Source organism: Streptomyces sp. NPDC053426, assembly GCF_055585405.1.
On record NZ_JBVJKE010000029.1, the window covers coordinates 1 to 26,114 of the forward strand.

The 26,114-nt window shown below is 73.6% G+C and carries 22 protein-coding genes; 16 read left to right on the forward strand and 6 right to left on the reverse strand.

What is annotated here, in order from left to right; translation table 11 throughout:
* From ACZ62B_RS36180 to ACZ62B_RS36195, 4 genes are all read left to right on the forward strand, one after another.
* A partial coding sequence (locus ACZ62B_RS36180; protein WP_469693673.1) for an alpha-glucosidase C-terminal domain-containing protein occupies positions 1-342 on the forward strand: 342 nt, incomplete at its 5' end.
* A gap of 28 nt (positions 343-370) precedes the next feature.
* Positions 371-1,729, forward strand: coding sequence for a maltokinase N-terminal cap-like domain-containing protein (locus ACZ62B_RS36185; RefSeq protein ID WP_344569697.1), 1,359 nt, complete (start codon positions 371-373; stop codon positions 1,727-1,729).
* Between the two features lie 4 nt (positions 1,730-1,733).
* On the forward strand, positions 1,734-3,959 hold the full coding sequence (gene glgB / locus ACZ62B_RS36190; RefSeq protein WP_344569695.1) for a 1,4-alpha-glucan branching enzyme: 2,226 nt from the start codon (positions 1,734-1,736) through the stop codon (positions 3,957-3,959).
* 109 nt (positions 3,960-4,068) lie between these two features.
* Entirely contained in the window at positions 4,069-5,187 is a 1,119-nt protein-coding gene (locus ACZ62B_RS36195; RefSeq protein ID WP_344569693.1) for a glutamate--cysteine ligase 2, read from the forward strand.
* Between the two features lie 5 nt (positions 5,188-5,192).
* Here ACZ62B_RS36195 and ACZ62B_RS36200 read toward each other — a convergent pair whose 3' ends face one another.
* A complete protein-coding gene (locus tag ACZ62B_RS36200) occupies positions 5,193-5,426 on the reverse strand; it encodes a DUF6480 family protein (RefSeq protein ID WP_344569691.1) in 234 nt (77 codons plus the stop codon).
* Positions 5,427-5,579: 153 nt separating this feature from the next.
* Here ACZ62B_RS36200 and ACZ62B_RS36205 point away from each other — a divergent pair, with 153 nt between their 5' ends.
* Together ACZ62B_RS36205 and ACZ62B_RS36210 are read left to right on the forward strand one after the other, a co-directional pair.
* A complete protein-coding gene (locus ACZ62B_RS36205; RefSeq protein ID WP_344569689.1) occupies positions 5,580-7,484 on the forward strand; it encodes an AMP-dependent synthetase/ligase in 1,905 nt (634 codons plus the stop codon).
* 436 nt (positions 7,485-7,920) lie between these two features.
* Entirely contained in the window at positions 7,921-8,355 is a 435-nt protein-coding gene (locus tag ACZ62B_RS36210) for an ATP-binding protein (protein WP_073935955.1), read from the forward strand.
* A 2-nt stretch (positions 8,356-8,357) separates the two neighbouring features.
* Here the strand turns inward: ACZ62B_RS36210 and ACZ62B_RS36215 are convergent, their stop codons facing one another.
* Positions 8,358-8,789: an ATP-binding protein gene (locus ACZ62B_RS36215; RefSeq protein ID WP_344569684.1), complete on the reverse strand. Its 432-nt coding sequence runs from the start codon at positions 8,787-8,789 to the stop codon at positions 8,358-8,360.
* On the reverse strand, positions 8,786-9,157 hold the full coding sequence (locus tag ACZ62B_RS36220; RefSeq protein WP_344569682.1) for a PRC-barrel domain-containing protein: 372 nt from the start codon (positions 9,155-9,157) through the stop codon (positions 8,786-8,788). Before ACZ62B_RS36220 ends, ACZ62B_RS36215 begins: the two co-directional genes overlap by 4 nt.
* Before the next feature lie 332 nt (positions 9,158-9,489).
* Here ACZ62B_RS36220 and ACZ62B_RS36225 point away from each other — a divergent pair, with 332 nt between their 5' ends.
* From ACZ62B_RS36225 to ACZ62B_RS36270, 10 genes are all read left to right on the forward strand, one after another.
* A complete protein-coding gene (locus tag ACZ62B_RS36225) occupies positions 9,490-12,660 on the forward strand; it encodes an ATP-binding protein (RefSeq protein WP_469693677.1) in 3,171 nt (1,056 codons plus the stop codon).
* Positions 12,657-15,068 carry a SpoIIE family protein phosphatase gene (locus tag ACZ62B_RS36230; protein ID WP_344569678.1) on the forward strand — a complete coding sequence of 804 codons (2,412 nt, stop codon included), beginning with the start codon at positions 12,657-12,659 and terminating at the stop codon, positions 15,066-15,068. The genes ACZ62B_RS36225 and ACZ62B_RS36230 overlap by 4 nt, the downstream gene beginning before the upstream one ends.
* A 97-nt stretch (positions 15,069-15,165) precedes the next feature.
* Positions 15,166-15,558 (forward strand): STAS domain-containing protein, encoded by a 393-nt coding sequence (locus ACZ62B_RS36235; RefSeq protein ID WP_344569676.1) that lies wholly within the window; start codon positions 15,166-15,168, stop codon positions 15,556-15,558.
* A 127-nt stretch (positions 15,559-15,685) separates the two neighbouring features.
* A complete protein-coding gene (locus tag ACZ62B_RS36240; protein WP_344569674.1) occupies positions 15,686-16,585 on the forward strand; it encodes an STAS domain-containing protein in 900 nt (299 codons plus the stop codon).
* A complete protein-coding gene (locus tag ACZ62B_RS36245; protein ID WP_344569672.1) occupies positions 16,582-17,001 on the forward strand; it encodes an STAS domain-containing protein in 420 nt (139 codons plus the stop codon). Before ACZ62B_RS36240 ends, ACZ62B_RS36245 begins: the two co-directional genes overlap by 4 nt.
* The gene (locus ACZ62B_RS36250; protein ID WP_344569670.1) at positions 17,001-17,441 is read left to right on the forward strand and encodes an anti-sigma regulatory factor; all 441 of its coding nucleotides are present in this window, start codon (positions 17,001-17,003) and stop codon (positions 17,439-17,441) included. Before ACZ62B_RS36245 ends, ACZ62B_RS36250 begins: the two co-directional genes overlap by 1 nt.
* Positions 17,441-18,493 (forward strand): ATP-binding SpoIIE family protein phosphatase, encoded by a 1,053-nt coding sequence (locus ACZ62B_RS36255; protein WP_344569668.1) that lies wholly within the window; start codon positions 17,441-17,443, stop codon positions 18,491-18,493. Before ACZ62B_RS36250 ends, ACZ62B_RS36255 begins: the two co-directional genes overlap by 1 nt.
* A complete protein-coding gene (locus ACZ62B_RS36260) occupies positions 18,490-20,205 on the forward strand; it encodes a PP2C family protein-serine/threonine phosphatase (protein ID WP_468727006.1) in 1,716 nt (571 codons plus the stop codon). The genes ACZ62B_RS36255 and ACZ62B_RS36260 overlap by 4 nt, the downstream gene beginning before the upstream one ends.
* A gap of 118 nt (positions 20,206-20,323) precedes the next feature.
* Entirely contained in the window at positions 20,324-21,697 is a 1,374-nt protein-coding gene (locus tag ACZ62B_RS36265; RefSeq protein WP_344569664.1) for an NAD(P)/FAD-dependent oxidoreductase, read from the forward strand.
* A 79-nt stretch (positions 21,698-21,776) separates the two neighbouring features.
* Complete coding sequence (locus tag ACZ62B_RS36270; protein ID WP_344569662.1) at positions 21,777-24,011, forward strand: FUSC family protein; 2,235 nt, start codon at positions 21,777-21,779, stop codon at positions 24,009-24,011.
* A 380-nt stretch (positions 24,012-24,391) separates the two neighbouring features.
* On the opposite strand, the gene ACZ62B_RS36275 is transcribed toward ACZ62B_RS36270, so the two are convergent.
* The 3 genes from ACZ62B_RS36275 to ACZ62B_RS36285 are packed head-to-tail and all read right to left on the reverse strand — an operon-like array spanning position 24,392 to position 25,977.
* Positions 24,392-24,820, reverse strand: coding sequence for a hypothetical protein (locus ACZ62B_RS36275; protein WP_073935966.1), 429 nt, complete (start codon positions 24,818-24,820; stop codon positions 24,392-24,394).
* A 28-nt stretch (positions 24,821-24,848) separates the two neighbouring features.
* A complete protein-coding gene (locus ACZ62B_RS36280) occupies positions 24,849-25,079 on the reverse strand; it encodes a DUF5133 domain-containing protein (RefSeq protein WP_344569659.1) in 231 nt (76 codons plus the stop codon).
* Positions 25,080-25,110: 31 nt separating this feature from the next.
* Positions 25,111-25,977, reverse strand: coding sequence for a SigB/SigF/SigG family RNA polymerase sigma factor (locus ACZ62B_RS36285; protein ID WP_344569657.1), 867 nt, complete (start codon positions 25,975-25,977; stop codon positions 25,111-25,113).
* Positions 25,978-26,114 lie beyond the last annotated feature (137 nt).

Here is a 26,114-nt window from a genome sequence, read left to right on the forward strand (position 1 = left end):
TCGCTGCTGCACTGGACCCGCCGGATGATCGAGATCCGCAAGCAGAACCCGGCGTTCGGCCTCGGCTCCTACACCGAGCTGCCGTCCTCCAACCCGGCCGTTCTCGCCTTCCTGCGCGAGTACGAGGACGACCTGGTGCTCTGCGTGAACAACTTCTCCCGCTTCTCCCAGCCCACCGAGCTGGACCTGCGCGAGTTCGACGGACGGCACCCGGTCGAGCTGTTCGGCGGGGTGCGCTTTCCGGCCGTCGGCGAGCTGCCGTATCTGCTGACCCTCGGGGGCCACGGCTTCTACTGGTTCCGGCTCACCCGAGTCGCGTCCCGCATCGGCCGACGACTGTGAGCGTGTGCCGGGGAGAGGAGGCGTCACCATGACGAAGACCGCGTTCCTGCGGCCGCGAAGCGCGCCCGCCGAGTCCATGGAGTCGCTCACCGGGCTGCTGCGCGAGTGGCTGCCGCTGCAGCGCTGGTTCGCCGGCAAGGACCGGCCCGTCACCGACCTCGGTGTGCTGTCGATGACGGAGCTGTTCCCGGGCTGTCTGCACATGCTGGTGCACGCCGGCCACGGAGGCGTGCCCGCTCCCGGCGGCACTCCCCCGGCCGGTGACTGCTACCAGCTCCTCCTCGGCGTACGGGAGCGCCCCTCGCCGCGGCTCGGCAAGGCGCTCATCGGCAGGGTGCCGGACGGCAGGCTGGCCGGGCTGACGGTCTACGACGCCCTGCACGACCCGCGCGCCGCCCAGCTGCTCCTGGAGCGGCTGCGCCACCCCGGCGCGGCGGGCCCGCTGCGTTTCGAGTGCGACGGGTCCCAGCAGGTGCCCGCCGGGCTGGTGCCGCGCCTGATGACCGCCGAGCAGTCCAACTCCTCGCTGGTGTACGGCGACGAGTACATCCTGAAGGTGTTCCGGCGCATCCAGCCCGGCGTCAACCCGGACCTGGAGGTGCCCGGGGCGCTGGCCCGGCAGGGCTGCCACCGGGTGCCCGCCCCGGTGGCCTGGCTGCGCACCACGCATCCGTTCAACGCGACGCTCGGCGTGCTCCAGCCGTATCTGCGCAACGCCTCCGACGGCTGGACGCTGGCCCTCGACGCGCTCGCCGCCGGTGACGACTTCACCGCGCAGTCGCACGCGCTCGGCCGGGCCACGGCGGACGTCCATCTGGCGCTGTCCACGGCGTTCCCCATCGGCGCGCCCGGCGAGAACGGGCGGACGGCTGCGGCGATGACCGAGCGGCTGACCGCCGCGGCGCACGCCGTCCCCGTGCTCCAGCCGTTCGTGCCGGGGCTTCGGGCCGCCTTCGCCGCCCTGACCACCTGCGACGCCGGGCCGCCCGCCCAGCGCGTCCACGGCGACCTGCATCTGGGGCAGGTGCTGCGGGCGGGGCGCGAGTGGTTCGTCATCGACTTCGAGGGCGAGCCGTCCCGGCCGCTCTCCGAACGGCGCAGCGCCCACTCCCCCGTGCGGGACATCGCCGGGATGCTGCGCTCCTTCGACTACGCCGCCCGCCAGCGCCGCCCCTGGCGCCCGGAGTGGGCGCGCCGCTGCCGTGAGGCCTACTGCGCGGGCTACGCCGCCCGCGCCGGCTGGGACCCGCGCAAGAAGCACGGCCTGCTCCGCGCCTACGAGACGGACCGGGCCGTGTACGAGGTGCTGTACGAGGCCCGGCACCGACCCGACTGGCTGCCCGTACCCATGGCGGCGATCGAGCGCCTCGCCGTGAGAGGAGACTGAAGCCGTGGCCCTGCGTGACACCCCGCTTCCCGAGTCGGCCGGGCCCGTCCCGTCCGCCGCCGCGCCCCCCGGCGCCGCACCCGCCCTCGACCCGACCGACCGGGGGCGCCTGCTGGCGGGCGCCCACCACGATCCGCACGCGCTGCTCGGCGCCCATCCGGTGCCCGGCGGGATCGCCTTCCGGGCGCTGCGTCCCTTCGCCCGTGAGGTGGGCGTGGTCGTCGGCGGCGCGCGCACCCCGCTCGTGTCGGAGGGCGACGGCCTGTTCTCCGGTGTACTGCCGCTGGACGCGGTTCCCGCGTACACGCTGACGGTGGCCTACGGCGACGACGAGGCCGTCGAGACGCACGACCCGTACCGGTTCCTGCCCGCGCTCGGCGAGCTCGACCTGCATCTGATCAGTGAGGGCCGGCACGAGGAGCTGTGGACGGCGCTCGGCGCGCACCCCATGACCCACCAGGGCGTCACCGGCACCCGCTTCACGGTGTGGGCGCCGAACGCGCAGGGGGTGAGGGTCGCCGCCGACTTCACCCACTGGGACGGCACGGCGTTCCCGATGCGCTCGCTGGGCTCGTCCGGGGTGTGGGAGCTGTTCCTGCCCGGTGTCGGCGAGGGCACCTGCTACAAGTTCGAGATCCACTCCCGCTACGGCCACCGGTTCCTCAAGGCCGACCCGATGGCGCGGCGCACGGAGGCGCCGCCGAACACGGCGTCCGTCGTGACGGCCTCGCACTACGAGTGGGGCGACGCCGAGTGGTTCGCGCGGCGGGCGGCGACGCCCGTGCACGAGGCGCCGTTCTCCGTCTACGAGGTGCACCTGCCGTCCTGGCGGCCGGGACTGACGTACCGCGAACTCGCCGAGGAGCTCCCGGCGTACGTCAAGGACCTCGGCTTCACCCACGTCGAGCTGATGCCGGTCGCCGAGCACCCCTTCGGACCGTCCTGGGGCTACCAGGTCACCGGCTTCTACGCGCCGACCGCGCGGCTGGGCACACCGGACGACTTCAAGTACCTGGTCGACGCGCTGCACCGGGCCGGGATCGGCGTGATCATGGACTGGGTGCCGGCGCACTTCCCGAAGGACGACTGGGCGCTGGCCCGGTTCGACGGGGACCCGCTGTACGAGCCCGGGGACTCCCGGCGCGCGGAGCACCCCGACTGGGGGACGTACACCTTCGACTTCGCCCGCACCGAGGTGCGAAACTTCCTGGTCGCGAACGCCGTGTACTGGTGCCAGGAGTTCCACATCGACGGGCTGCGGGTGGACGCGGTGGCCTCCATGCTCTACCTGGACTACTCGCGCGAGGACGGCGGCTGGGAGCCGAACGCGTACGGCGGCCGGGAGGACCTGGCGGCGGTGGGGTTCCTCCAGGAGATGAACGCGACCGTGTACCGGCGCTGCCCCGGCGTGGTGACCATCGCGGAGGAGTCCACGGCGTGGGGCGGGGTGACCCGGCCCACCGACACCGGCGGTCTCGGGTTCGGCCTGAAGTGGAACATGGGCTGGATGCACGACTCGCTGGAGTACGTCTCCCACGAGCCGGTGCACCGCAAGTACCACCACCACGAGATGACGTTCGCGATGGTGTACGCCTACAGCGAGAACTACGTGCTGCCCATCTCGCACGACGAGGTGGTGCACGGCAAGCAGGCGCTGGTGTCGAAGATGCCGGGCGACTGGTGGCAGCGGCGGGCGAACGTGCGGGCCTACCTCGGTTTCATGTGGGCCCACCCCGGCAAGCAACTGCTGTTCATGGGGCAGGAGTTCGCGCAGGGGGCCGAGTGGTCCGAGAAGGCCGGCCCGGAGTGGTGGCTGCTCGACGACGGGTACCACTCCGCGGGCGACCACCGCGGGGTGCGGGACCTGGTGCGCGACCTCAACACCCGTTACCGGGCGACCCCGGCGCTGTGGCAGCGCGACACCGACCCGTCCGGCTTCCGCTGGGTGTCGGTGGACGCGGCCGACGACAACGTCTTCGCGTTCCTGCGGTACGACACCGAGGGCCGGCCGCTGCTCGCGGTGTCGAACTTCTCCCCCGTGGTCCGGCACGACTACCCGCTCGCCGTCGGCGACGACGTGATCGCCTGGCAGGAGGCCCTCAACACCGACGCCGCGCACTACGGCGGCGGGGACGTCACGAACCCGGACCCGGTCAAGCCCGAGGACGGCACCGTACGGCTCACGCTGCCGCCGCTCGCGACAGTGTGGCTGACGCCGATCGCTCTGTGAGGGTCCGGCGACGCCGCCAGGTGTCCGACGCTCCGACCGGGGCATTCGGGGTCGTACGGCCGAGGACTTCTCGGCGTCGTCACGGCAGGTCACAGAAGGGCGGCACCAGGTGCGCACCGTCGGAGTGGAGGAGGAACTCCTCCTGGTCGATCCGGAGAGCGGCGAACCGCGGGCGATGTCCGCGGCGGTACTCGCCCGCGCCGCCCTGGACGGCGCGGAACAGGACGTCTTCGAGAAGGAACTGCACGAGCAGATGCTGGAGTTCGCCACGCATCCGCAGTCCTCGATGGAGAGCCTGCACGCGGAGATCGTCCGCTGCCGCGAGGAGGCCGCCGGGCACGCCGGGAAGATCGGCTGCACCGTCGCCGCCCTCGCCACCTCGCCGCTGCCGGTCAGCCCGGCCATCGGCGTCAACCGGCGGTACCAGTGGATGGAGGAGCAGTACGGCATCGCCACCCGGGAACAGCTCGTCCTGGGCTGCCACGTCCATGTGTCCGTCGAGTCCGACGAGGAGGGCGTCGGGGTCGTGGACCGGCTGCGGCCCTGGCTGACGGTGCTGGCGGCGCTGAGCACGAACTCCCCGTTCTGGCAGGGCAAGGAGACGGGGTACAACAGCTACCGCAGCCGGGTCTGGCAGCGCTGGCCGTCCGCCGGTCCGACCGAGACGTTCGGCTCGGCCGAGCGCTACCACCGGCGGGTCGCCGACATGGTGGCCACCGGCGTCATCCTCGACGAGAAGATGGTCTACTTCGACGCCAGGCTCTCCCAGCGGTACCCGACGGTGGAGATCCGCGTCTCCGACGTCTGTCTGCACGCGGAGACGGCGGCGCTGATCGCCACCCTCGCCCGCGCACTGGTGGAGACCGCGGCACGCGAGTGGCGGGCCGGCCGGGAGCCGGCGGACCCCGGCGTCAGCCTGCTCCGGCTGGCCGCCTGGCAGGCGGCCAGGGCGGGGCTGACGAGTGAGCTGCTCCACCCGCAGACCATGCGCCGCATGCCCGCCGAGGCCGTCGTACGGGCCCTCATCGACCATGTCGCCGAGGCGCTGGAAGACCTCGGCGACCTGGAGCGCGCCCGCGAGGGCTGCGCCCGGCTGCTGCGCGACGGCAACGGGGCGCAGGTGCAGCGCGCCCTGCTGGAACGCACGGGGAGTCTGAGGGACGTCGTCACGGAGTGCGTACGGCACACCCAGGGGGCGGGGCGTACGGGGTCCGCTCCTCTCGGGTAACGGCGTCAGAGGATGAGGATGATGGCGTAGACCAGGAAGAACGCCGCGATCAGCGCCACGAGGACGAGGATCGCGGCCATCGGGCCCTTGGCCCAGCCCTTGGTCGGGTTGTGCGTCTCCCGGGGGCCCGCCTCGGGCATGCTGCTCTCCGCGGGCGGGGTCTCGCCCGGGGGGACGCCGCCGCCCGGTTCGAGACCGGTGCTGCGTTCCGGTTCGGGATCTGGGTTGACGTAGCTCATGCCGTCCGGGTCCCCCGAAAACGGCGAGATCATCAGTGCGGACACACTTGGCGCGATCCCGGCGCGCGGCCGCTCCGGCTCGGCTACATTCAGGCACCGCCGATGACGGTGCCCATCGGCCGAGTCACAGCCCGTACACGTCAGGAGCAGTGCATGCGCGACCTCGCTCTCGCTCCCCCGTCCGCCTCGCCCCTGGCCGGCGGTCTCGCCGACAGCCTCTTCGAGACTGCGGCCGAGAGCCCCGGGCTGCCGATGCTCGCCCACCGCGCCGGTCCGGCCTCCGCCACCTGGGAACGGATCACCGCCATCGAGTTCCGCGACGAGGTCGTCGCCCTGGCCAAGGGCCTGGTGGCGTCCGGGATCTCGCCCGGCGCACGGGTGGCGATCATGGCGCGCACCCGCTACGAGTGGACCCTCCTGGGCCACGCCCTGTGGACGGTGGGCGCCGAGGTCGTCCCCATCTACCCGACCTCCTCGCGCGAGCAGGTGGAGTGGATCCTGCGGGACTCCGGCTGTGTGGCCGTGTTGGTGGAGGACGAGCAGGGCGTGATGACCGTCGGGTCCGTGTGCGCCGCGCTGCCGGCGCTGCGGCACGTGTGGCAGCTGGACGCGGGCGCGCTGGACCAGCTCGTGGCGCGCGGCGAGTTCATCCCGGCGGCCACGGTCGACTCGATGCGCCGCATCGTCCTGCCGGACTCCACGGCCGTCGTCGCCTACACCTCCGGCACGTCCGGCCACGCCATGGGCTGCGCGCTGAGCCACCGCGGCCTGGCCTTCATGAGCGACACCCTGCTGGCGGGCTGGGGCCACGTCACGGCGCCCCCCGGCGAGCAGGCCGCCGTCCTCGCCTTCCTGCCCTTCTCCCACGTCTACGGTCTGATGATCCAGGTGCTGTGCGTGCGCGGCGGGCTGCTGATGGGGCACGAACCCGACATCGGCGGGGAGTCCCTGTCCTCGGCCCTGCGCACCTTCCGGCCCACCTATCTGTACGCCGTCCCGTCGCTGCTGGAGAAGATCTACAAGAACTTCCTGCGCTCGGCACAGCTCTCGGGCCGCGGCGCCCTGTTCGAGCGGGCGGCCGGCACGGCGCAGGACTTCGCCGCCGCGCTGGAACGGCAGCGGCTGGGACTCGGCTCCGGGCCGGGCCTCGACCTGCGGCTGCAGCACGCCCTGTACGAGCGCACGGTCTACCGCAGGCTGCGGGCCACGCTGGGCGGCCGGGTGCTGCGGGCCACCTCCGGGGGATCGACGCTCAACCGCGACCTGTCCCTCTTCTACGAGGGGATCGGCATCTACGTCCACGACGGCTACGGGCTCACCGAGACCAGCGGCGGGGTGACGATGCAGCCGTTCGGGCGGGAGAAGTCCGGCACCGTGGGGCAGGCGCTGCCGGGCACCGAGATCGAGGTGGCCGGCGACGGGGAGATCCTGGTGCGCGGGCCGTCGGTGTTCCAGGGGTACGTGGGGGACGAGGCCGCCACCCGGGCCGTGCTGCGGGGCGGCTGGCTGGCCACCGGCGATCTGGGCCGGCTGGACGCCGAGGGCTACCTCACGATCACCGGCCGCAAGAAGGACATCATCATCACGAGCAGCGGCAAGAGCGTGGCGCCGGCGGCCCTGGAGCAGCGGCTGCGGATGCATCCGCTGGTCCACCAGGCCGTCGTCGTGGGCGACAACCGGCCGTGTGTGGGTGCCCTGATCACGCTGGACCCGGAGTTCATCAACGACTGGCGGGCGGCGCTGTCCCTGCCGGGCGACGCGCCGGCCCGGGAGGCGCGGGAGGAGAACGCGCTGCGGGAGGAGATCGCGCGGGCGGTCGCCGCGGCCAACAGCAGTGTGTCGCGCTCGGAGTCGATCCGGGTGTTCCGGGTGCTGCCCGAGCCGTTCGACGTGGCCAACGGGCTGCTGACGCCGTCGATGAAGCTGCGCCGGGACGAGATCGTGCGGCACTACGCGCTGGAGATCGACGCGATGTACCACTCGCGGACCCGTCCGGGACGGACACCGGCCGCGGACGAGCCGTCCGCCTGGGACGACTCGGACAACGTCTTCCGCTGAGCGTCCGGAGAGGGCGGGGGCCTGACCGCCCCTTCGCGTCGTCCGCCCGGAGGGCGGGCCGCGGGGCGGCGATGCGGGTGCCCCCGCGCGAGCCCGGTTCGAGCGTGCGGCCGCAAGGCGCCGGAGCGCCCTCGACGGGGGCCGCTCATGGGATCCCCCCGCCCGGGCGAAGCCGGGAGCGGAGGAGCCGCATGGGCGGTTCGGCGACGCGGCTGAGGGTCCCCCTCGCCGGGAGAGGGCCTGCCGGGCGTCGTGCGGCGGGCGGGACGGACGTCGCCGGGCAGGCCTCCGGGAGCCGCTGCCGGTCGGTGACGGGTTTGTCACCGGGCGGGCACGGGCATGCGGGCGCGTAGGCTCCGCCCGCACGGGAACCCACAGTTCGAGGGGCGCAGACGCGAGGACGACTGCCCCGCGACGACGGGGCCTGGAAGGCGAGATGGCACGCGAGCCGCGTAGGGACAGGACACTGGCTGCCGAGGACATCACGAGCCGCATCGCCAGCTTCCCGGGGGAGCTGCACGATGTGACGGACGCACGCCTGGTCGCGGAGGAGTTCCTCTTCGACCTGGCCCGTGTGTCGGCGCCGTCGGCTCCGGAGCACTGGGACGACATACTCCTGGTGGTCACGGAGCTGGCCGCCAACGCGGTGCAGTACGCGCCGGGCCCGTTCCAGCTGCGTCTGCGCAGAACGTTCGACGGGGTGCACGTGGTGATGCACGACACCAGCACCACCGAGCCGGCCCCGCGGCCCTTCCACCCCAACCGCGGCGGCGGCGGGATCGGCTGGCACCTGATCCACACGCTGTGCGACCAGGTCAGCGTCGTCAGCGACGACCACGGCAAGGACATCCACGTCTTCCTGCCCTGGTGAACCTAGGCCGGCGCGTCGCGCAGGGGGACCAGCACGCTGATGGTCTTGCCGCCGCCGGGGCGCCTGCGCACGTCGATGTCCCGTGCCAGCCGGATCACCAGGGGCCAGCCGTAACCGCTGCCCCGGTGCACGGCCGGCAGGTCGCCGGTCCCGCCGGCGGCCTCGGGGATGACGTCGCTGTGGTCGTGGACGGCGATCCGTACGCCCTCCCCCGTCGTCCACGCGTCGAAGCCGGCCAGTCCGGCGCCGTGCCGGATGGCGTTGGTGACCAGCTCCGACACGACGAGCGAGAGGTCGATCATGTCCTGGTGGTGCGGGGTGCGGCCCTCGGAGTCCCAGCGCGCCCGCACCGTCGCCTCGGCGTGCGCCCGCGCGCCGGCGGCGGTGCGCACCCCCGTGCCGTCGGCCGGACGCGTCCGTCGTGCGGTGGTCACCCGGTGGGGCTCTCGCGCGTCGGCAGCCGGTGATAGTAATCACCGACCGCGGTGAGATAGGCGGGGTCCATGGTCTCGCTGTCGGTGCGGAACCGGGGTGCCGCCTTCACCTCGGCCCTGGTGCAGGCCAACGTCACCTGGCGCTCCCCGGCGTGGACGGCCGCGACGACGCCGACCGGCACCAGGAGGCTGCGGCCGAACACCCACACCCCGGTGTCGACGACGAGGTGCCGCATGCCGTGGTGGTCGGCCTGCCGGTCCACATGGCCGATGGTGCCGTCGCTCGCGACGACGGTGTAGCCCGTGAGGTCCTGCCCCCGGACCTGGTCCAGGTCCGGCGCGTACGACCAGATGCTGTCGATGGGCACTGCTCCTTGCCTCCCCGATGACGGCGGATCCCCTGGGCGTCGCCCAGCTCCACAGCAGCAAATACCCGTCAGGCGCGCGCGCATTCGAAAGGCGTGGACCAAAACCGCACGCCGGTACGACGGGACTTCGCGCACCGAGGAAAATCCCGCTGAGTACCCCTCATGAGCCGATGTATGCACGCGGCCCCGAGTTTTCGCGGATCGATTCCCCCGGTGGTCCCACGCTTTGTTCCGCACCCGCGACCTGGGTTAGCCTTCGGCGTATTTTCTCATCGCGCACATCCGTGAACTGCGGAAACGCGCACTGATCTCTGGCCGGAACGAGGGTGCGCATGACCAGCAGGAGCACCGAGGGGACCGAGGCGACGCCGGGGGACCAGGAGCTGAGGCGGCTCCTGGCGGGGCTGACGGCCGTGCGGGACGGGGACTTCGGCACCCGGCTGCCGGACGACGCGGACGGCCTCATGGGGGACATCGCCAAGGTCTTCAACGGGATGGTGGACCAGCTCTCGGTGTTCACCTCCGAGGTGACCCGGGTGGCCCGCGAGGTCGGCACCGAGGGGGCGCTGGGCGGCCAGGCGCAGGTGCCGGGGGTCTCGGGCACCTGGGCCGACCTGACGGACTCGGTGAACGCGATGGCGGGCAACCTCACCGCGCAGGTCCGCAACGTCGCCCAGGTGACGACGGCGGTCGCCAAGGGCGACCTGTCGCAGAAGATCACCGTGGACGCCCGCGGCGAGATCCTCGAACTCAAGAACACCATCAACACGATGGTCGACCAGCTCTCCGCCTTCGCCGACGAGGTCACCCGCGTCGCCCGCGAGGTCGGCACCGAGGGCCGCCTCGGCGGCCAGGCGGAGGTCGAGGGCGTCTCCGGCATGTGGAAGCGGCTCACGGAGAACGTCAACGAGCTGGCGGGCAACCTCACCCGGCAGGTCCGGGCGATCGCCGAGGTCACCAGCGCGGTCGCCGAGGGCGACCTGACCCGCTCCGTCAACGTGGAGGCCTCCGGTGAGGTCGCCGAGCTCAAGGACAACATCAACGCGATGGTGGAGTCCCTGCGCGAGACCACCCGGGCCAACCAGGAGCAGGACTGGCTCAAGACCAACCTCGCCCGGGTCTCCGGCCTGATGCAGGGCCACCGCGACCTGTCGGTGGTCGCCGAGCTGATCATGGACGAGCTGGTGCCGCTGGTGTCGGCCCAGTACGGCGCCTTCTATCTCGCGGAGGACGGCGACGGCGGCCCCGAGCTGCGGCTCGTCGGCTCCTACGGCTACCCCGACGACGACGGCCGGCCCACCCGGATCGCCTTCGGCCGCACCCTGGTCGGCCAGGCCGCGCGCAGCCGCCGCACCATCACGGTGGACGAGCTGCCGCCGGACTACGTCACCATCTCCTCCGGGCTGGGGCAGGTGGTGCCGACCGCGCTGGTGCTGCTGCCCATCGTGGTCGAGGGCCAGGTCCTCGGCGTGATCGAGCTGGCGTCGGTGACCCCGTTCACCCAGACCCACCAGGACTTCCTGGCCCAGCTGATGGAGACCATCGGCGTCAACGTCAACACCATCGTGGCCAACGCCCGTACCGACGAGCTGCTCGTCGAGTCGCAGCGGCTCACCGCCGAACTGCAGGAGCGCTCGGCGGAGTTGCAGTCCCAGCAGGAGGAACTCCAGCACTCCAACGCCGAGCTGGAGGACAAGGCCGCGCTGCTCGCGGAGCAGAACCGGGACATCGAGGCGAAGAACCTCCAGATCGAGCAGGCCCGGCAGGAGCTGGAGGCGCGCGCCCAGCAGCTTTCGCTGGCCTCGAAGTACAAGTCGGAGTTCCTGGCGAACATGAGCCACGAGCTGCGCACCCCGCTCAACAGCCTGCTGATCCTGGCCCAGTTGCTCGCGCAGAACCCCTCGCGCAACCTCAGCCCGAAGCAGGTCGAGTACGCGCAGATCATCCACTCGGCCGGCTCGGACCTGCTGCAGCTGATCAACGACATCCTCGATCTGTCCAAGGTCGAGGCCGGGAAGATGGACGTCAGCCCCGAGCGGGTGGAGCTGCGCCGGCTCATCGAGTACGTCGAGGCCACCTTCCGGCCGATGACGATGCAGAAGAGCCTGGACTTCACCGTGACGACGGCGCCGGGCGCGCCGGCCGACCTGCTCACCGACGACTCGCGGCTGCGGCAGGTGCTGCGCAACCTGCTGTCCAACGCGGTCAAGTTCACCGAGCGGGGCGGCGTGGAGCTGCGGATCGAGCCCGCGCCGGACGACGAGGTGCCCAGCGGCGTGCTGCGGGGCGGGTCCGTGGTGGCCTTCCGGGTGCGGGACACCGGTGTGGGCATTCCCGAGCAGCACCTGGAGGCGATCTTCGGCGCCTTCCAGCAGGCGGACGGCACGACGAGCCGCAAGTACGGCGGCACCGGGCTCGGTCTGTCCATCACCCGGGAGATCGCTCATCTGCTGGGCGGCGCGGTGACGGTGGACAGCGTCGCGGGCCAGGGCAGCACGTTCACCCTGTTCCTGCCCGTGGCCCGGCCTGACTTCGAGGAGCTGCTGCGGCCCGTCGTGGTCCCGGACGGGGAGCGGGGCGAGGCCCTGCCCCAGGTGCCGGCCCGGCAGCCCGCGGCGGTCGAGGCGGGGCCGGCGTCCGGCCGGCGTCCGCGGCGGCTGCTCGTCGTGGAGGAGCGGCCCCGGGGGCTGCTGACCCTGGTCGCGGAGAGCGTGGTCCAGGACGTCGCGCACGGCGACGGCACCTCCCGGCCGTCGGTCGACATCCTCACCGCCGTCGGCGCCCAGGAGGCGGCCGGCGCGCTGGCCGCCGATCCGTGCCACTGCGTGGTGCTGGAGCTCGGCATGGACCAGGAGGAGGTCACCCGGTTCCTGGAGGCGCTGCGGGGTGACGCCGCCCTGGCGAGCGTGCCGGTGCTGGTGCACAGCGGCCACCGTGCCGACGCCTCGGTGGAGGAGGAGCTGCGGTCCCGCGCCGAGGGCACCGCGCTGGAGTTCCTGTCCAGCCTCGACGAACTGCGCGAACGCATCGCCCTGCACCTCTCCGCGGAGGAGCCCGGCGACGTGCTGTCGCTGGTGCGGCCCGACGAGCCGCAGCGGCCGGCGCCGCAGACCGTCGTGGACGGCGCGTTCTCCGGCCGTACCGTCCTCGTCGTCGACGACGACGCGCGCAACCTCTTCGCGCTCAGCGGGATCCTGGAGCTGCACGGCTTCCGGGTGCTGCACGCGGAGAACGGCCGCAAGGGCATCGAGAGACTGGTGGCCAACCCGGACGTGGCGCTCGTGCTGATGGACGTGATGATGCCGGAGCTGGACGGCTACGCCGCCACGGCCGAGATCCGCGCCATGGAGCGGTACGCCGAGCTGCCCATCATCGCCGTCACCGCGAAGGCGATGCCCGGGGACCGGGAGAAGAGCCTCGCCTCGGGGGCCAGCGACTACGTCACCAAACCGGTCGACACCCAGGACCTGATCGCCTGCGTCCGCCGCTGGCTGCCCGCATGAGCCCCGGGGAGCAGCTGGGCGAGCGGCTCGGCACGTCCCGGCTCGAACGGCCGTCGGCCGGACCCGCCGGGGTGTCCGCGGACTCGCCGGTGGGCAGGCTGGCGGCCACCGTGGACCGGCTCAGCCGGGAGGTGCGGGCCGCGCAGGCCGAGGCCGAGGGCCGGGCGCTGATCGAACTCGCCAAGGGCATCCTCGTCGAGCGGCTGGGGTGCGGTCCCTCGCAGGCCGCCCGCCAGCTCGCCGAGCTGACCGAGCAGGCCGGGACGAACCCGCTGGAGTTCGCGGTCGAGGTCATCAACCAGGCCGCCCGGGACCGGATGTCCGAGGTGACGGACGCCTTCCTGGCCGCCACCCGGGCCGCCGAGGAGGCGGGGCCGGACCCCGCCGCCGTACGGCTGCGCGCGGCCGAGAGCGGGGCGCTGGCCGCGGACGACACCCAGGCCGTGGCCGAGTCCCTGCTGGCGCAGGCGCTGCGTCCGCTGGGCGCGGTGGCGGTGGCGATCTGGGCGGTCGGCGCCGACGGATCGCTCACCCTGGCGGGCAGCGCCGGGTTCTCCCCCGCGGAGGCGGCGCGCTGGTACTACGTACCGCCGGACGTGGCGACGGTCGCCCGGTGCGGCCTCGCGGAGCGCGACGGCCTGTGGATCACGTCGCTGGCCGAGAGGGGCCTGCCCAGTGTCGGCCGGCACCATCACCCGGACGGCGGCAGGGCGGCCCTGCCCGCCGGTACGGGGGGCCGTGTGTACGGCGTGCTGGAGATCGTCTGGCCGGCTCCGCTGCCCGAGCAGCCGCCGCAGATCGTGCGCCAGGTGGAGGCCCTGGCGGAGCTGTGCGCGCACACCCTGGAGACGTACACGGCGCCGGGCGGCCCGGACCGGCAGCCCCGGACGCCGCCGGACGCCGCGGAGCTGATGGACCTGGCCGACGGGCTGTACGACCCGGCTCTCGTCCTGGTGCCGTACCTGGACGCGCAGGGGAACCTGCTGGACTTCCGCATCCAGCACGTCAACGGCCGTTTCCTGGATCCGGCGGGCCGGCCGCGCGCCATGGTCAGCGGCGCGCTGCTGCTCGAGGCGTACCCGATGGCCGCCGGGGACAGCGAGCTGTTCCAGCGGATCGAACGGGTGTACGCGACCGGGGAGCCGTTCCGTGCCCGGCGCATGAACCTGACCGCCCTCGTCGACCAGGTGCCGCTGTCCGCGGTCGCGGACATCAGTGTCAGCCGGCACGGCTCCGGCATCCTGTTCATCTGGCGGATCGAGGACGAGACGGCCCGCCTGGCGAGCCTGCTCCAGCACGCCCAGCGGCTCGGCCGGATCGGCGGGTTCGAGGAGAACCTGCTGACCGGGGAGATCACCTGGAACGGGCAGCTCTTCGATCTGTACGGGCGTCCGCAGTCCAGCCTGCCGGTGCCGCTGGAGGAGCTGCCGGCGCACGCCCACCCGGACGACGCCGTCACCATCGGCCGCTTCCTGCGCACGCTGCTGCACCACCGGCGCCCGGCGTCGGCCGCCTTCCGGCTGCAACGCCCCGACGGGGTGACCCGGCACATCCGGGTCGTCGCCGAGCCGGTCCTGGACACCGACGGCCGGCTGCTCACCACCCGCGGCGCCTACCAGGACATCTCCGCCCAGCACTGGACCGAGGTGGCGCTGGCGGCCACCCGCGACCAGCTCGCGCACACCGAGCAGCAGGCCAGCGAACGCGACCGGCTGGCGCTGCAGTTGCAGCGCGCCATCATGCCGCCCACCCAGGCGCCGCTGCAGGTGCCCGACCTCGACGTGGCCGTCCGTTACCGGCCCGCGGAGGCCGAGCAGCTGGTGGGCGGCGACTGGTACGACGCCGTGGTGCTGCCGTCCGGGCTGGTGCTGCTGTGCGTGGGCGACGTCGCCGGGCACGGCATAGAGGCGGCGACCAGCATGGTCGTCCTGCGCAACGCCCTGCGCGGTCTCGCCGTCACCGGGGCGGGCCCCGGGCAGCTGCTGTCCTGGCTGAACATCGTGACGCACCATCTGACGGGCGGCGTCACCGCCACCGCCGTGTGCGGCCTGTACGACCCGGACTCGCGCACGCTGCGGTGGGCCCGTGCGGGTCATCTGCCGCCGGTGCTGGTGCGGGGCTCCGAGGCCGCTCCGCTGCCGCTGGTGCGCGGGCTGCTGCTCGGTGCCGTACCGGAGGCGGCGTACGAGGAGTCGGAGGTGCGGCTGGCCGCCGAGGACAACCTGCTGATGTACACGGACGGTCTGATCGAGCGCCGGGACCGCAGCGTGGAGGAGTCGCTGACCCATCTGCTCACCACCGCCGCCACCGCCCCGGACACGCTCGACCAGCGGCTGGACCGGCTGCTCACCTACAGCAGGTCGGACACGGACGACGACACCTGCATCGTCGGCATCCGGGTCGGCTGAGGAGGGAGCCCCGGCCGGCCGCCGAGGCATGACCGGGCGATTCGGGGGTACGCGCGGCTGCGCGACGAAGAGCTTGATCACCTTGTTGGAGGTACTCGTGCCCATTGCCCAGGACCCGTTGTCCGTCGAGGTGACCCTGCCGCGTGAGGACGTGGCGCTGCTCACGGTGGAGGGGTACTTGGACGTCGACACGGCGACCGAGTTCCAGCACCACCTGGCGAACCAGCTGCACCACGGCCGCCGGCACTTCCTGCTCGACCTGTCGGCGGTCCCCTTCATGGACTCGTCCGGCATGAACATCATCCTCCGGGTCTATCAGGAGGCCCGTGAGCTGCCGGGGAGCGTGCACATCATCTCCCCCACCTCCGCGGTGCGCCGCATCCTGGACCTGACGGGGGTGAGCATCACCGTGCCCGTCTCGGAGAGCCTCGACGAGGCGCTGGAGCGCGTGGACGGGCTGCCGGGGGCCCCGGCCGAACCGGGGGCCTGAGCACGGTCCGCACGTTCCGGCGCCCACGGCGCCCGAGCGTGGTGGGAGCGGCCATCCGGCCGAGGTCACATCGCCGCCCCGGCGTTCGGGCGCGGTGCGACACGACGACGACGAGGAGAACAGACAGGTGCCGGAGCACGAAGCGGGCGGATCACTCGGAACACCGACGCACGAGGTCAGGGACTTCCTGCGGCGCCGGCGCGAGCAGATCGCCCAGCGGTGGGCGGACGAGCCCCTGTTCCGTACGGTGTTCACGGTCTCGCGCGACGAGGCGGTGGAGGCGGGGAAGGCGGTCGTCGACGCGCTGGCCCAGGTCGCCGACGCGCAGCGGGTCGAGGACCCCGACGCCGCGGGCTTCTCGGCGGTGCGTGAGCAGCTGGCGCGGATGGGGGCGGCCCGCTCCCGCGCGGGGCTGTCGGCCACGCAGGTGGCGAGCGAGCTGGCGGCGCTGCGGCCGCCGGTGGAGAACCTCCTGGTCGCCGATCTGGACCAGGCCTCCCCGGAGGGGCTGCGGGAGTGCTCGACCACGCTGAGCGTGCTCATGGGCACGCTGCGTCTGGTGGCCATGCAGACGGCGCTGAGCGAGGTACAGGCGCTCACCGACCGGCAGCGGCTTCAGCTGCTGGAGGTGGCGACACCGGTGATCAAGCTGTGGGACGGCATCGTGGCGGTGCCGCTGATCGGGACGCTGGACAGCGCCCGCAGCCAGGTGGTGATGGAGACCCTGCTGAACGCGGTCGTCGAGCAGCACGCCCGGTTCGCGATCCTCGACATCACCGGTGTGCCGACGGTCGACTCCCTGGTGGCGCAGCACCTGATGAAGACGGTCGCCGCGGCCCGGCTGATGGGCGCGGAGTGCGTGGTGTCCGGCATCCGTCCGGCGATCGCGCAGACCATCGTGCACCTCGGTCTGGACCTCGGCACGGTGAAGACGCGGGCGAGCCTCGCCGACGCGCTCGGGTACTGCCTGCACGAGCTGGGGACGAACATCGTCCACACGGCCCCCGACGGAGCGGGCCGGCGGTGAGCGAGGGGTTCGCCCGCCCGGTCGCGGGACATGTGCCGGTCCTCAGGCTCGGGGACGTTCTGCTGGTCACCCTCCAGGGCGACCTGTACGACAGCACGGCGCACCAGCTTCAGCAGGACCTCTCCGAGACGATCGCCCGCAGCGGGGCCACGGGGGTGGTCATCGACATCTCCGGGGTGGAGATCGTCGACTCCTTCCTCGGGCGGGTGCTGGCCGAGACCGCGGCGCAGACCGAGCTGCTGGCCGCGCGCACCGTGGTGGCCGGCATGCGGCCCGCGGTCGCCATCACCCTGGTGGAGCTGGGGCTGACGCTGCCGGGGCTGCGTACCGCGCTCACCACCGAGGCGGCGATGGAGCTTCTCGCGCAGCCCGTCGTGCCGCCGCGTTCCGGCGGCGTGCGCGAGGAGAGTCCGTGATGCCCACCGCCGCGGGCGTCGAGGCCCGCCTGCCCATCCGGTCGGACATGGACCTGGTGTGGGTACGTCAGCATGTGCGGCAGGCCGCCGCCCGGCTCGGCTTCGGTCTGGTGGACCAGACGAAACTGGTGACCGCCGCCAGCGAACTGGCCCGCAACACCCTGGTGCACGGCGGGGGCGGCCTCATGGAGGCGTCGCACGTCACCACCGGCGGGGCCGACGGGCTGCGGCTGGCCTTCAGCGACTCGGGCCCCGGCATCCCCGACCTCGACCGGGCGCTCAGCGACGGCTACACCTCCGGCGGCGGGCTGGGGATGGGGCTGGGCGGCGCCCGGCGCCTGGTGCACGACTTCGAGGTCGAGAGCGTCCCGGGGTCGGGGACCACGGTGCGGGTGACCTCGTGGGTGACCCGGCCGCCGCGTCAGCGTGAGGACGTCTGATGCCCCGCGTCCGGTACGTGCCGGTGCAGGACTCGACCCGGGTGCGTGACGTCCGGGTCGCGGCGGAGGAGGCCGCGGCGGAGGCCGGGCTCGACGAGCAGCGCACCGCCGCCGCGGCGCTGGTGGCGACCGAGCTGGCCACCAACCTCCTCAAGCACGCGCAGGCGGGAGAGGTGGTCGTCGACGTCGTGGACCCGCCCGTACCGGGTGAGGGCCGGCCGGGACGGGTCGTGCAGATCACCGCGCTCGACCACGGGCCGGGGATCTCCGATGTGGACGGTGCGCTGCGGGACGGTTTCTCCACCACCGGCTCGCTCGGCGCGGGCCTCGGCACCTGCCGGCGCCTGGCCGACGACTTCGCCCTGCACAGCGTCCTCGGCCGGGGCACCGTGGCGGTGGCCCGCGTCGGCTCCGCCGCCGGTGAGGGCTCCGCCGAGTCCCCGGGTGTGCGCGCCGGCGGCGTGAACGTCCCGTTCGCCGGGGCGGACTTCTCGGGGGACGCCTGGGCCTGGGTCAGGTCCGGTGACCGGCTGACCCTGATGCTGGCCGACGGTCTCGGCCACGGGAGCGAGGCGGCGCGTGCCTCGACCGCCGCCGTCGAGGAGCTGCGCCACTGGGCCCGGCTCCCGCCCGCCGAGTGCCTGCCGAAGCTCCACGCGGCGCTGGCCGGCACCCGGGGCGCGGCCGTCGCCGTGGCGCAGCTCGACACCTGGGCCGGGCGGCTGCGCTTCGCGGGAATCGGCAATGTGACGGCCCGGCTGCGGGAGGGCGACCGCTGGCGGACCCTGCTGTCCCGGCCCGGCATCGTCGGGGTGCACCGGCCGGGCACCGTGCGCGAGGACGAGGTCGCCTGGACCCCGAGGAGCCTGCTGATCCTGCACACCGACGGTCTGCCCAGTCGCTGGACGCCGCCCCCGGACACGGGACCGCCGTCCGCCGACCCGGCCGTGACGGCCGCCGTGGCCGTCCGCGACGCCGGCAGTTCCGCGCGTCCGGTGCGGGACGACACCGCCGTGGCCGTGCTGGCCCCCGCACCGCCGGACCGCCCATGACGCACACCTGGCGGATCCGGACCGTCACGGACGCGGCTCGCGCCCGTATCGCCGTGGCCCGGCTGGCGGCGGCGCACGGGGTGCCCACCGTCGCACGCGCGCGGCTGGCCGCGGCGCTCAGCGGCCAGTTGCGGCAGTGCCTCACCAAGGGCGGCGTCTGGGTGCTCACCCTGGACGGTCCCGGCTCGCCCGCCGGGGCGGGGACGCTGCACGCCACGGTGGTGCCGGCCCCCGGCGCGGGTGCCGCCGGCCGTGCCCCGTGGACGGTGACCGTCCCGTGCCCCGAGCCGGGCCGGGTGTCCGACGCGGGCCCGGTGACGGAGGAGCCGGCCGACCTGTCCGAGGCGCTGCTGGGCGCCGACGAGGACACGGCCGCGGTGCTGGACAAGCTCGCCGAGCAGGAGGAACTGGTCGCCTTCCACCGGGAGGAGCTGCACCAGACCAACCAGGGCGTCCTGGCGCTGCACGCCGAGCTGGACGCGGCGGGACGCGCGCAGCGGGAGGCGTTCGCCGCCGAGCGCCGGGCGCGCGAGGAGGCGGAGAACGCGCGCCGCAGGCTGACGTTCCTGGCGGACGCGAGCGCCGTGCTGAACGCCTCGCTCAACCACGACGAGATCGTGCGCCGGCTGCCGGAGCTGCTGGTGCCGCGGTACGCCCACCACGTCGACGTATGGCTGTTCGACCAGGAGGACGACCGGTACCGGCCCACGTCCCACCCGCGCGCGGCGGTCCACGCGGCCCGCACCGGGCGCCCCCAGTACGCGGCCGGCCACCCCGGCGGCCTGCCCGGGGTGGACGACCAGCCCCCGTCGGCCCTGGATCCCGGCCGGCCGCTGCTGTGCATCCCGCTGCTGACCCGCCGGGCGCCGCTGGGGGTGCTGACGCTGTCGCCGCCCGGTGAGCGCTGGGACCCGGACGACGCCGTGATGCTGCTCGAACTGGCCCGGCGGGCCGGCACCGCCATCGACAACGCCCGCCGCTTCGAGCACAACCGGGACATCGCCGAGACGCTGCAGCGCGCCCTGCTCACCGACCTGCCGGCGACGCCGGGTCTGAGCCTGGCCGCGCGCTATCTCCCCGCCACGCACGGGCTGAACATCGGCGGCGACTGGTACGACGCCTTCCGGCAGCGCGACGGCGGTCTGATCACCGTCGTCGGCGATGTGACCGGGCACGGGCTGCACGCGGCGGTGATGATGAGCCAGCTGCGCACCGCGCTGCGCGCCTACGCCGTCGACGGCGACAGCCCCGGCCGGCTGCTGACCCGGCTGCACGGGTATCTGCGCCATCTCCAGCCCGATCTGTTCGCCACGGCGGTCATCGCCCGGTTCCATCCGGACGGGCGGACGCTGACGTGGGCCGCCGCCGGTCATCCGCCGCCGGTGCTGCGGCTGCCCGACGGGCGGGTGCGCACCCTGGACGCCAAGCCCGGCGCGATGCTCGGCATCCCGCTGAAGCAGGACATCGGCGACCACACCGAGCGACTGCCGCCCGGTTCGACGCTCGCGCTCTACACGGACGGGCTGGTGGAGCGGCGCGCCCGGGGCATCGACCCGGGCATCGAACGGCTCGCGGCGGCCCTGGGCTCGTTCGGTTCGGCGGAACTGGACGCGGATCTGGAGGACTCGGCGGACCGGATCCTCCGCCCCCTGCTGAGCGACTCGGAGCGCGACGACGACGTCTGCCTGCTCCTGTGCCACCTGCGCGGCTGAACCGGCCGCCGGTTCCCTTCCCGGTGCGTTCCGGCGAAGGTGCGGGCATCGTGGTGCCGAACAGGGGCACGCGTCAGTCGTCGATGTTCGAGGCAGACCCCTGGAGCCGCAGGAAGGGATGGACACCGTGACACGACCCAGGATCCTGGTGGTGGGCGCAGGTTTCGCCGGCGTGGAGTGCGTGCGCCGGCTGGAGCGCAGGCTCGCCCCGAACGAGGCCGACCTCACGCTGGTGGCGCCGTTCTCCTACCAGCTCTATCTGCCGCTGCTCCCCCAGGTGGCCTCCGGCGTGCTGGCCCCGCAGTCGGTCGCGCTCTCCCTGCGCCGCAGCGAGAGGTACCGCACCCGGATCATCCCGGGCGGGGCCATCGGCGTGGACCTGAAGTCCAAGGTCTGTGTCGTACGGCTGGTCAACGGCGAGATCGTCGACGAGCCGTACGACTACATCGTGCTGGCCCCCGGCAGCGTCACCCGCACCTTCGACATCCCGGGGCTGACGGACCACGCCTTCGGGCTCAAGTCGCTCGCCGAGGCCGCCTACCTGCGCGACCACGTCATCTCCCAGCTCGACCTGGCCGACGCCAGCCACGATCCGGCCGAGCGGGCCGCGCGGCTGCAGTTCGTGGTCGTCGGCGGCGGCTACGCGGGCACCGAGACCGCGGCCTGCCTGCAGCGGCTGACGCACGCCGCCGTCAAGCGCTACCCGCGGCTCGACCCGGGCCTGATCAAGTGGCACCTCATCGACATCGCGCCGAAGCTGATGCCCGAACTGGGCGAGCGGCTCGGGCGCAGCGCGCAGGAGATCCTGACCCGGCGCGGCATCGAGATCTCGCTGGGCGTCTCCATCGCGAAGGCGGGCGCCGAGGAGGTCACCTTCACCGACGGCCGGGTGGTGCCCACCCGGACCCTGATCTGGACCGCCGGTGTCGTCGCCAGCCCGCTCATCGCCACGCTCGACGCGGAGACCGTCCGGGGGCGGCTCGCGGTCAACGCGGACATGTGCCTGCCGGGCCACGACGGGGTGTTCGCGCTCGGCGACTCGGCGGCGGTGCCCGACGTGGCCAAGGGCGACGACGCGGTGTGCCCGCCGACCGCGCAGCACGCCCTGCGGCAGGGCCGGCACGTCGCCGAGAACGTCATCGCGACGCTGCGGGGCCTGCCGACGCGGCCGTACGTCCACCACGACCTCGGACTCGTGGTGGACCTCGGCGGCACCGACGCGGTGTCCAAGCCGCTCGGCGTCGAGCTGCACGGGCTGCCCGCCCAGGCGGTGGCCCGCGGCTACCACTGGTCGGCGCTGCGCACCGGTGTCGCCAAGGCCCGGGTGATGACCGACTGGCTGCTGAACGCGGTCGCCGGCGACGATTTCGTGCGCACCGGGTTCCAGGCGCACAAGCCGGGCAACCTGCGGGACTTCGAGTACCTGGACGCCTATCTGACGCCGGAGCAGGTGCGGGAGCACGTCGCGGAGGCGGGCCGGGCGGCGCGGTGATCCCGGGGGCGGGAGACGGTTCGCGCCCTGCGGCGGTGGGATCCGGGCGTGGGTGCACGACGGGAGAGAGTGCGGTGGAGTGAAGGCGGCGGGACGCTCGGTGCGGACACGGCTGCGGGACCAGCTGGCGGCGTCCGACCCCGGTCTGCTGCGGCTGACGGCCGGGCTGCGGACGGTGGGCGCGATCGCGCTGACGCTGGCCGTGCTCGCCTCGGCGGGATTCGACGTCACCCGTCTGGTGGCGGGGGCGATGGCGGCGATGGTCGCCACCTTCGCCATCCGGGAGAAGCAGCGCGGCGCGCAGGCGGTCACGCTGGCCGTCGGCCTGCCCGTCGCGCTGGTGTCCGTGTCGCTGGGCGCGGTGCTCAGCGAGCGCGTCGTCGTCGGGGACGCCTTCTTCGTCGTCCTCATCTTCGCCGCGGTGTACGGCCGCCGGTTCGGGGACCGGGGGACCGCGCTCGGTCTGATCGGCTTCCAGGTCTACTTCGTGTCGCTGTTCGTCGGCGCCTCCGCCGCGCAGCTGCCGGGGCTGTGGGCGGCGCTGGCCGTCGCGTTCGCGTGCAGCGCCCTGGTGCGGTTCGCGATCGTCCCCGTGACGCCCGCCGGTCTGCTGCTGCGGCTGCGGACGGCCTTCCGGGCCCGGCTGGGCCGACTGGTCTCCGCGCAGCTGGCGCTGCTGGACGCCGGTCCCGACGAGGTGGACAAGGCCCTGGAGGACATGCGGGAGGGCACCGCGCGGCTGCACGAGACGGCCCTGATGATCCAGAGCCGGCTGGAGGAGGGTACGCCGGACGAGTCGACGGCGCGGCTGGTGCAGCGCCGGATCGCGGACGCGGAGATCGCCGCCGAGCGGCTCGGTCTGCTGCTGCTGTCGGCGCGCAGCGCCCAGCGGGCGGACACCCTCACCCTGCATCTGCCCGGCGCGCCCGCCCCGGAGGTGGGCCGGCTGCCCGGCCCGGACGAGGCCACGGCCGTACTGCGGCGGGACCTGCTCGCGCTGCGGGCGCTGGTGGTGCGCACCGGGGCCGGGGGGACGGGCGTGGCCCAGTTGCGCAACCGGCTGCTCGGTTACCGGGACGAGGAGAACCTGCCGGTCGCCACCCCGGCCGTACGGGACGTGTTCCGGGCGGTCGGCGAGACCGCGCGCGCGGTCATGGGGCTGCGTATCGCGCTGGAGGGGCCGCAGGACGAGTCGGACGACAGTCCGGCGACGGCCCGCTCGCGGGAGGAGCTGGACGCCGAGGACGCCGCCATCGACGCCGGCGAGGAGGCGGAGGCGGCCGAGCAGCCGACGGGACTGCGGAGGCCCACCACGCGCGCCGCCGTGCAGGTCTCCGTGGGGTCGACGCTGGCCATCGTCGGGGGCGAGCTGCTGTCCGCGCACCGCTGGTACTGGGCAGTGCTGACCTGCTGGATCGTCTTCATCAACACGGCCTCGACCGGCGAGATCCTGGTCAAGGGCTACCGGCGGCTGCTGGGCACGGTGTTCGGGGTCGTCGCCGGCATCCTGCTGGCCGCCCTGGTGGGCCGGCACACCTTGACGGCGTTCTTCCTGGTGCTGGTGCTGATCTTCGCGATGTTCTACACGGCGCCGCTGTCCTACACGCTGATGTCGTTCTTCGTGACGGCGATGCTCGGGCTGCTCTACACCCTGCTGCACACCTACAGCTGGGAGGTGCTGGTGCTGCGGGTGGAGGAGACGGCGCTGGGGGCGGCCTGCGGGGTGGTCGCGGCGGCGCTGGTGCTGCCGGTGAACACCGACCGGCGCACCAACGAGCTGCTGGTCACCGTGCTGGAGCGGCTCGCCGAGGTCACCGAGGCCGCCGTCGGTCAGCTCAGCGGCGGTCCCGCCGGCGACCTGCTGGACAAGGCACGGGAGCTGGACCAGGCGCTGGGCGACCTGCGCGCCGCGACCCAGCCGCTGACGCATCCGGTGACCCCGCTGCGGGCCCGGCGCACCAACGCGCGCTACGTGGTGGCGCTCCTCGAGACGTGCGCCTATCACGCGCGCTCGCTGGCGGCCACGGCGGAGCTGCTGCCGACCCATCCGTCGATCGCGGCGGATCCCCGGCTGCGCGGGGCGGCGGGGCGCACGGTGCGCAACATCGTGACGATCGCGGACCGCGTCGCCGACGAGGACGTCACCGTGCCGGTCGAGACCGGCCCGAGCATCGCGTCCCTCCTGGGCGGCGACGGCACCGCCCGCTACGGCCGCATCACCGACCGCGTCCTGCGCCACCTGGAACGCCTGGACGAGGCCGTGGTGGGCCTCGCCCGCCCCCTGTCCGTCCCGGTGAAGTCCCCCGACCGCTGAGCCGCGGTCACCTGTGCGTCCGGACACCTCCCCCCGCCGGCCGGGCGGTCGCCCGTACCGCGGCCCCCGCGTCCGCCCCCGTCCGGCACACCCGTACGCCGCCACCGGCACCGCCGCGAACCGGCCGGCGGACCGCCGCCCCCGGCCCACACGCCCGTGCGCACGCCCGACCGGGCAGCACACCCATGCCCGCACCCGAACACCGGCACCGGCACCGCCGCGAACCGACCCCGCCAGGCCGTCGGCCGCTGGACCGGCCCACGCGCCCGTGCGTACGCCGGCCGGGCGGTGCGCCCGTGTGCGCCACGCGTTCGCCCTCGCCCATGCGTACGGCCCCGGTCGGTGCCGGGGCCGTACGCATGGGCGGGACGTGGGCGGGGTCAGAAGTCGGTCGGGAGGCCGCTGGCCTCGGCGATGCCTCGTAGCTCCTCGTTCTGGCGGTGGCGGTCCCTGATGTAGTCGGCGATCTCGTCCAGGCGGGAGGGGTCGGCGGCGGTCGCCGCGTCGGTGACCACCCGGACCGGTCCGGTCTCGTCGACCTCCAGCTCGACCACCTCGTTGTCCAGGCGGCCGGTGACGGCGGTGGCGATGACGAGGGCGGCCTCGTCGCGCACCTCCTGGGGGAGTTCCTCGTCCCCGCCGTCCAGCGCGAGGTCCATGCCGGACAGCCGGTGTTCCTCGATCGCCTGGAGGACCGGCTCCACCACGTGGAGCAGAAGCCGGTAGTCCTCGGTGTCCATCCTGACCCGCAGGAGGTCGAGATAGACGTCCACGGGCCTGCCTTCCGGGGGAATCTCGGATTCGCTCATCCGCTTCGGGTTCCCCGCACGCCGCGGGTCATACGGCGGCCGGGGCGCCGGACCCGGGCGCGTCCTGCCCGGCCGTCGCCAGCCAGCCGCGCGCGGTGGTGAGCGCGTGGCGCACGTCGCGGGTGCCGGTCGACACGCACAGGGTGTACGCCAGGTCGCCGGTCCGCGGGTCCGGGCCGGCCGGTCCGCCTCCGGCCGCCGTCAGGGTCTCGTACTCCTCGACGAGCCGGCGCAGCACGGTGGGGTGGGGCTTCAGCATGTGTCTCGCTTCCTGGTGGGGCGGGCGTCGCTCACGCCGTCGCCGAGTGTCCGCCGGTACCGCGGCGGCCGGTGCGCTGTCCCATCACGTCGGCGCGCACCCGGGCGCAGCTGCGGCTGATGAGACGGGAGACGTGCATCTGGGAGATGCCCAGCCGGTCGGCGATCCGGCTCTGGGTCATGTCCTCGAAGAACCGCATGTAGAGGATGGCGCGCTCGCGCTCCGGCAGCCTGCGCAGGCCCTCCTTGGCGGACTCGCGGTCGACGACGACGTCGTAGGAGGCGTCCGCGGCGCCGAGGGTGTCGGCGAGGCTGTAGCCGTCGTCGTCGGACGACAGTTCCGCGTCCAGGGAGAGGGTGCTGAAGCTCTCCAGGGCCTCCATGCCGGCGCCGACCTCCTCCTCGGTCAGCCCGGTGTGGGCGGCGATCGCCGCCACGGACGGCTCGGGGCTGCCGGGGTTCTGGGTGAGTTCGCGCCGGGCCACCCGCACCTTGTTGCGCAGTTCCTGCACCCGGCGGGGCACGCGCAGGGCCCACATCCGGTCGCGGAAGTGCCGCTTGACCTCGCCGGTGATGGTGGGGACGGCGTAGCTCTCGAAGGCGCCGCGGCTCGGGTCGAAGCGGTCGATGGCCTTCACCAGGCCCAGGGCGGCCACCTGGCGCAGGTCCTCGACGGCTTCGCCGCGGTCGCGGAAGCGGCCGGCGATGCGGTGGGCCATGGGCAGCCACGCGGTGACGAGCTCGTCCCGGACGGCGTCCCGCTCGGGGCCGTCCTCCAGGGAGGCCAGCCGGGTGAAGAGGACGGCGGTGTCAGGGGCGTCGTCGTGCCGCCGGCGGGGGGCGGCGGCGCTCGTCGTGTCGGAGGGGCCGGAACGATGGGCGGACGTGTCAATGAGCATGCGGTTCGCTCCCGAACGGTGGTTTCAGGGATCTACCGCGGGAGGGCCGTCACCGGGACGCCCGGAGGGTCCACAGCAGCCGTACCACTCCCGCTGGCGCGCCTCCGGTCCGAAGCACGAACCTCCGATTGCCCCCT

What these genes read in the sequence shown, in the direction of transcription:
- ACZ62B_RS36185 (WP_344569697.1), top strand. Translation starts at nt 371, where the DNA reads ATGACGAAGACCGCGTTCCTGCGGCCGCGAAGCGCGCCCGCCGAGTCC.
- ACZ62B_RS36200 (WP_344569691.1), bottom strand. Translation starts at nt 5,426, where the DNA reads ATGAGCTACGTCAACCCAGATCCCGAACCGGAACGCAGCACCGGTCTC.
- ACZ62B_RS36205 (WP_344569689.1), top strand. Translation starts at nt 5,580, where the DNA reads ATGCGCGACCTCGCTCTCGCTCCCCCGTCCGCCTCGCCCCTGGCCGGC.
- ACZ62B_RS36210 (WP_073935955.1), top strand. Translation starts at nt 7,921, where the DNA reads ATGGCACGCGAGCCGCGTAGGGACAGGACACTGGCTGCCGAGGACATC.
- ACZ62B_RS36225 (WP_469693677.1), top strand. Translation starts at nt 9,490, where the DNA reads ATGACCAGCAGGAGCACCGAGGGGACCGAGGCGACGCCGGGGGACCAG.
- ACZ62B_RS36230 (WP_344569678.1), top strand. Translation starts at nt 12,657, where the DNA reads ATGAGCCCCGGGGAGCAGCTGGGCGAGCGGCTCGGCACGTCCCGGCTC.
- ACZ62B_RS36250 (WP_344569670.1), top strand. Translation starts at nt 17,001, where the DNA reads ATGCCCACCGCCGCGGGCGTCGAGGCCCGCCTGCCCATCCGGTCGGAC.
- ACZ62B_RS36255 (WP_344569668.1), top strand. Translation starts at nt 17,441, where the DNA reads ATGCCCCGCGTCCGGTACGTGCCGGTGCAGGACTCGACCCGGGTGCGT.
- ACZ62B_RS36260 (WP_468727006.1), top strand. Translation starts at nt 18,490, where the DNA reads ATGACGCACACCTGGCGGATCCGGACCGTCACGGACGCGGCTCGCGCC.
- ACZ62B_RS36265 (WP_344569664.1), top strand. Translation starts at nt 20,324, where the DNA reads ATGGACACCGTGACACGACCCAGGATCCTGGTGGTGGGCGCAGGTTTC.
- ACZ62B_RS36275 (WP_073935966.1), bottom strand. Translation starts at nt 24,820, where the DNA reads ATGAGCGAATCCGAGATTCCCCCGGAAGGCAGGCCCGTGGACGTCTAT.
- ACZ62B_RS36280 (WP_344569659.1), bottom strand. Translation starts at nt 25,079, where the DNA reads ATGCTGAAGCCCCACCCCACCGTGCTGCGCCGGCTCGTCGAGGAGTAC.
- ACZ62B_RS36285 (WP_344569657.1), bottom strand. Translation starts at nt 25,977, where the DNA reads ATGCTCATTGACACGTCCGCCCATCGTTCCGGCCCCTCCGACACGACG.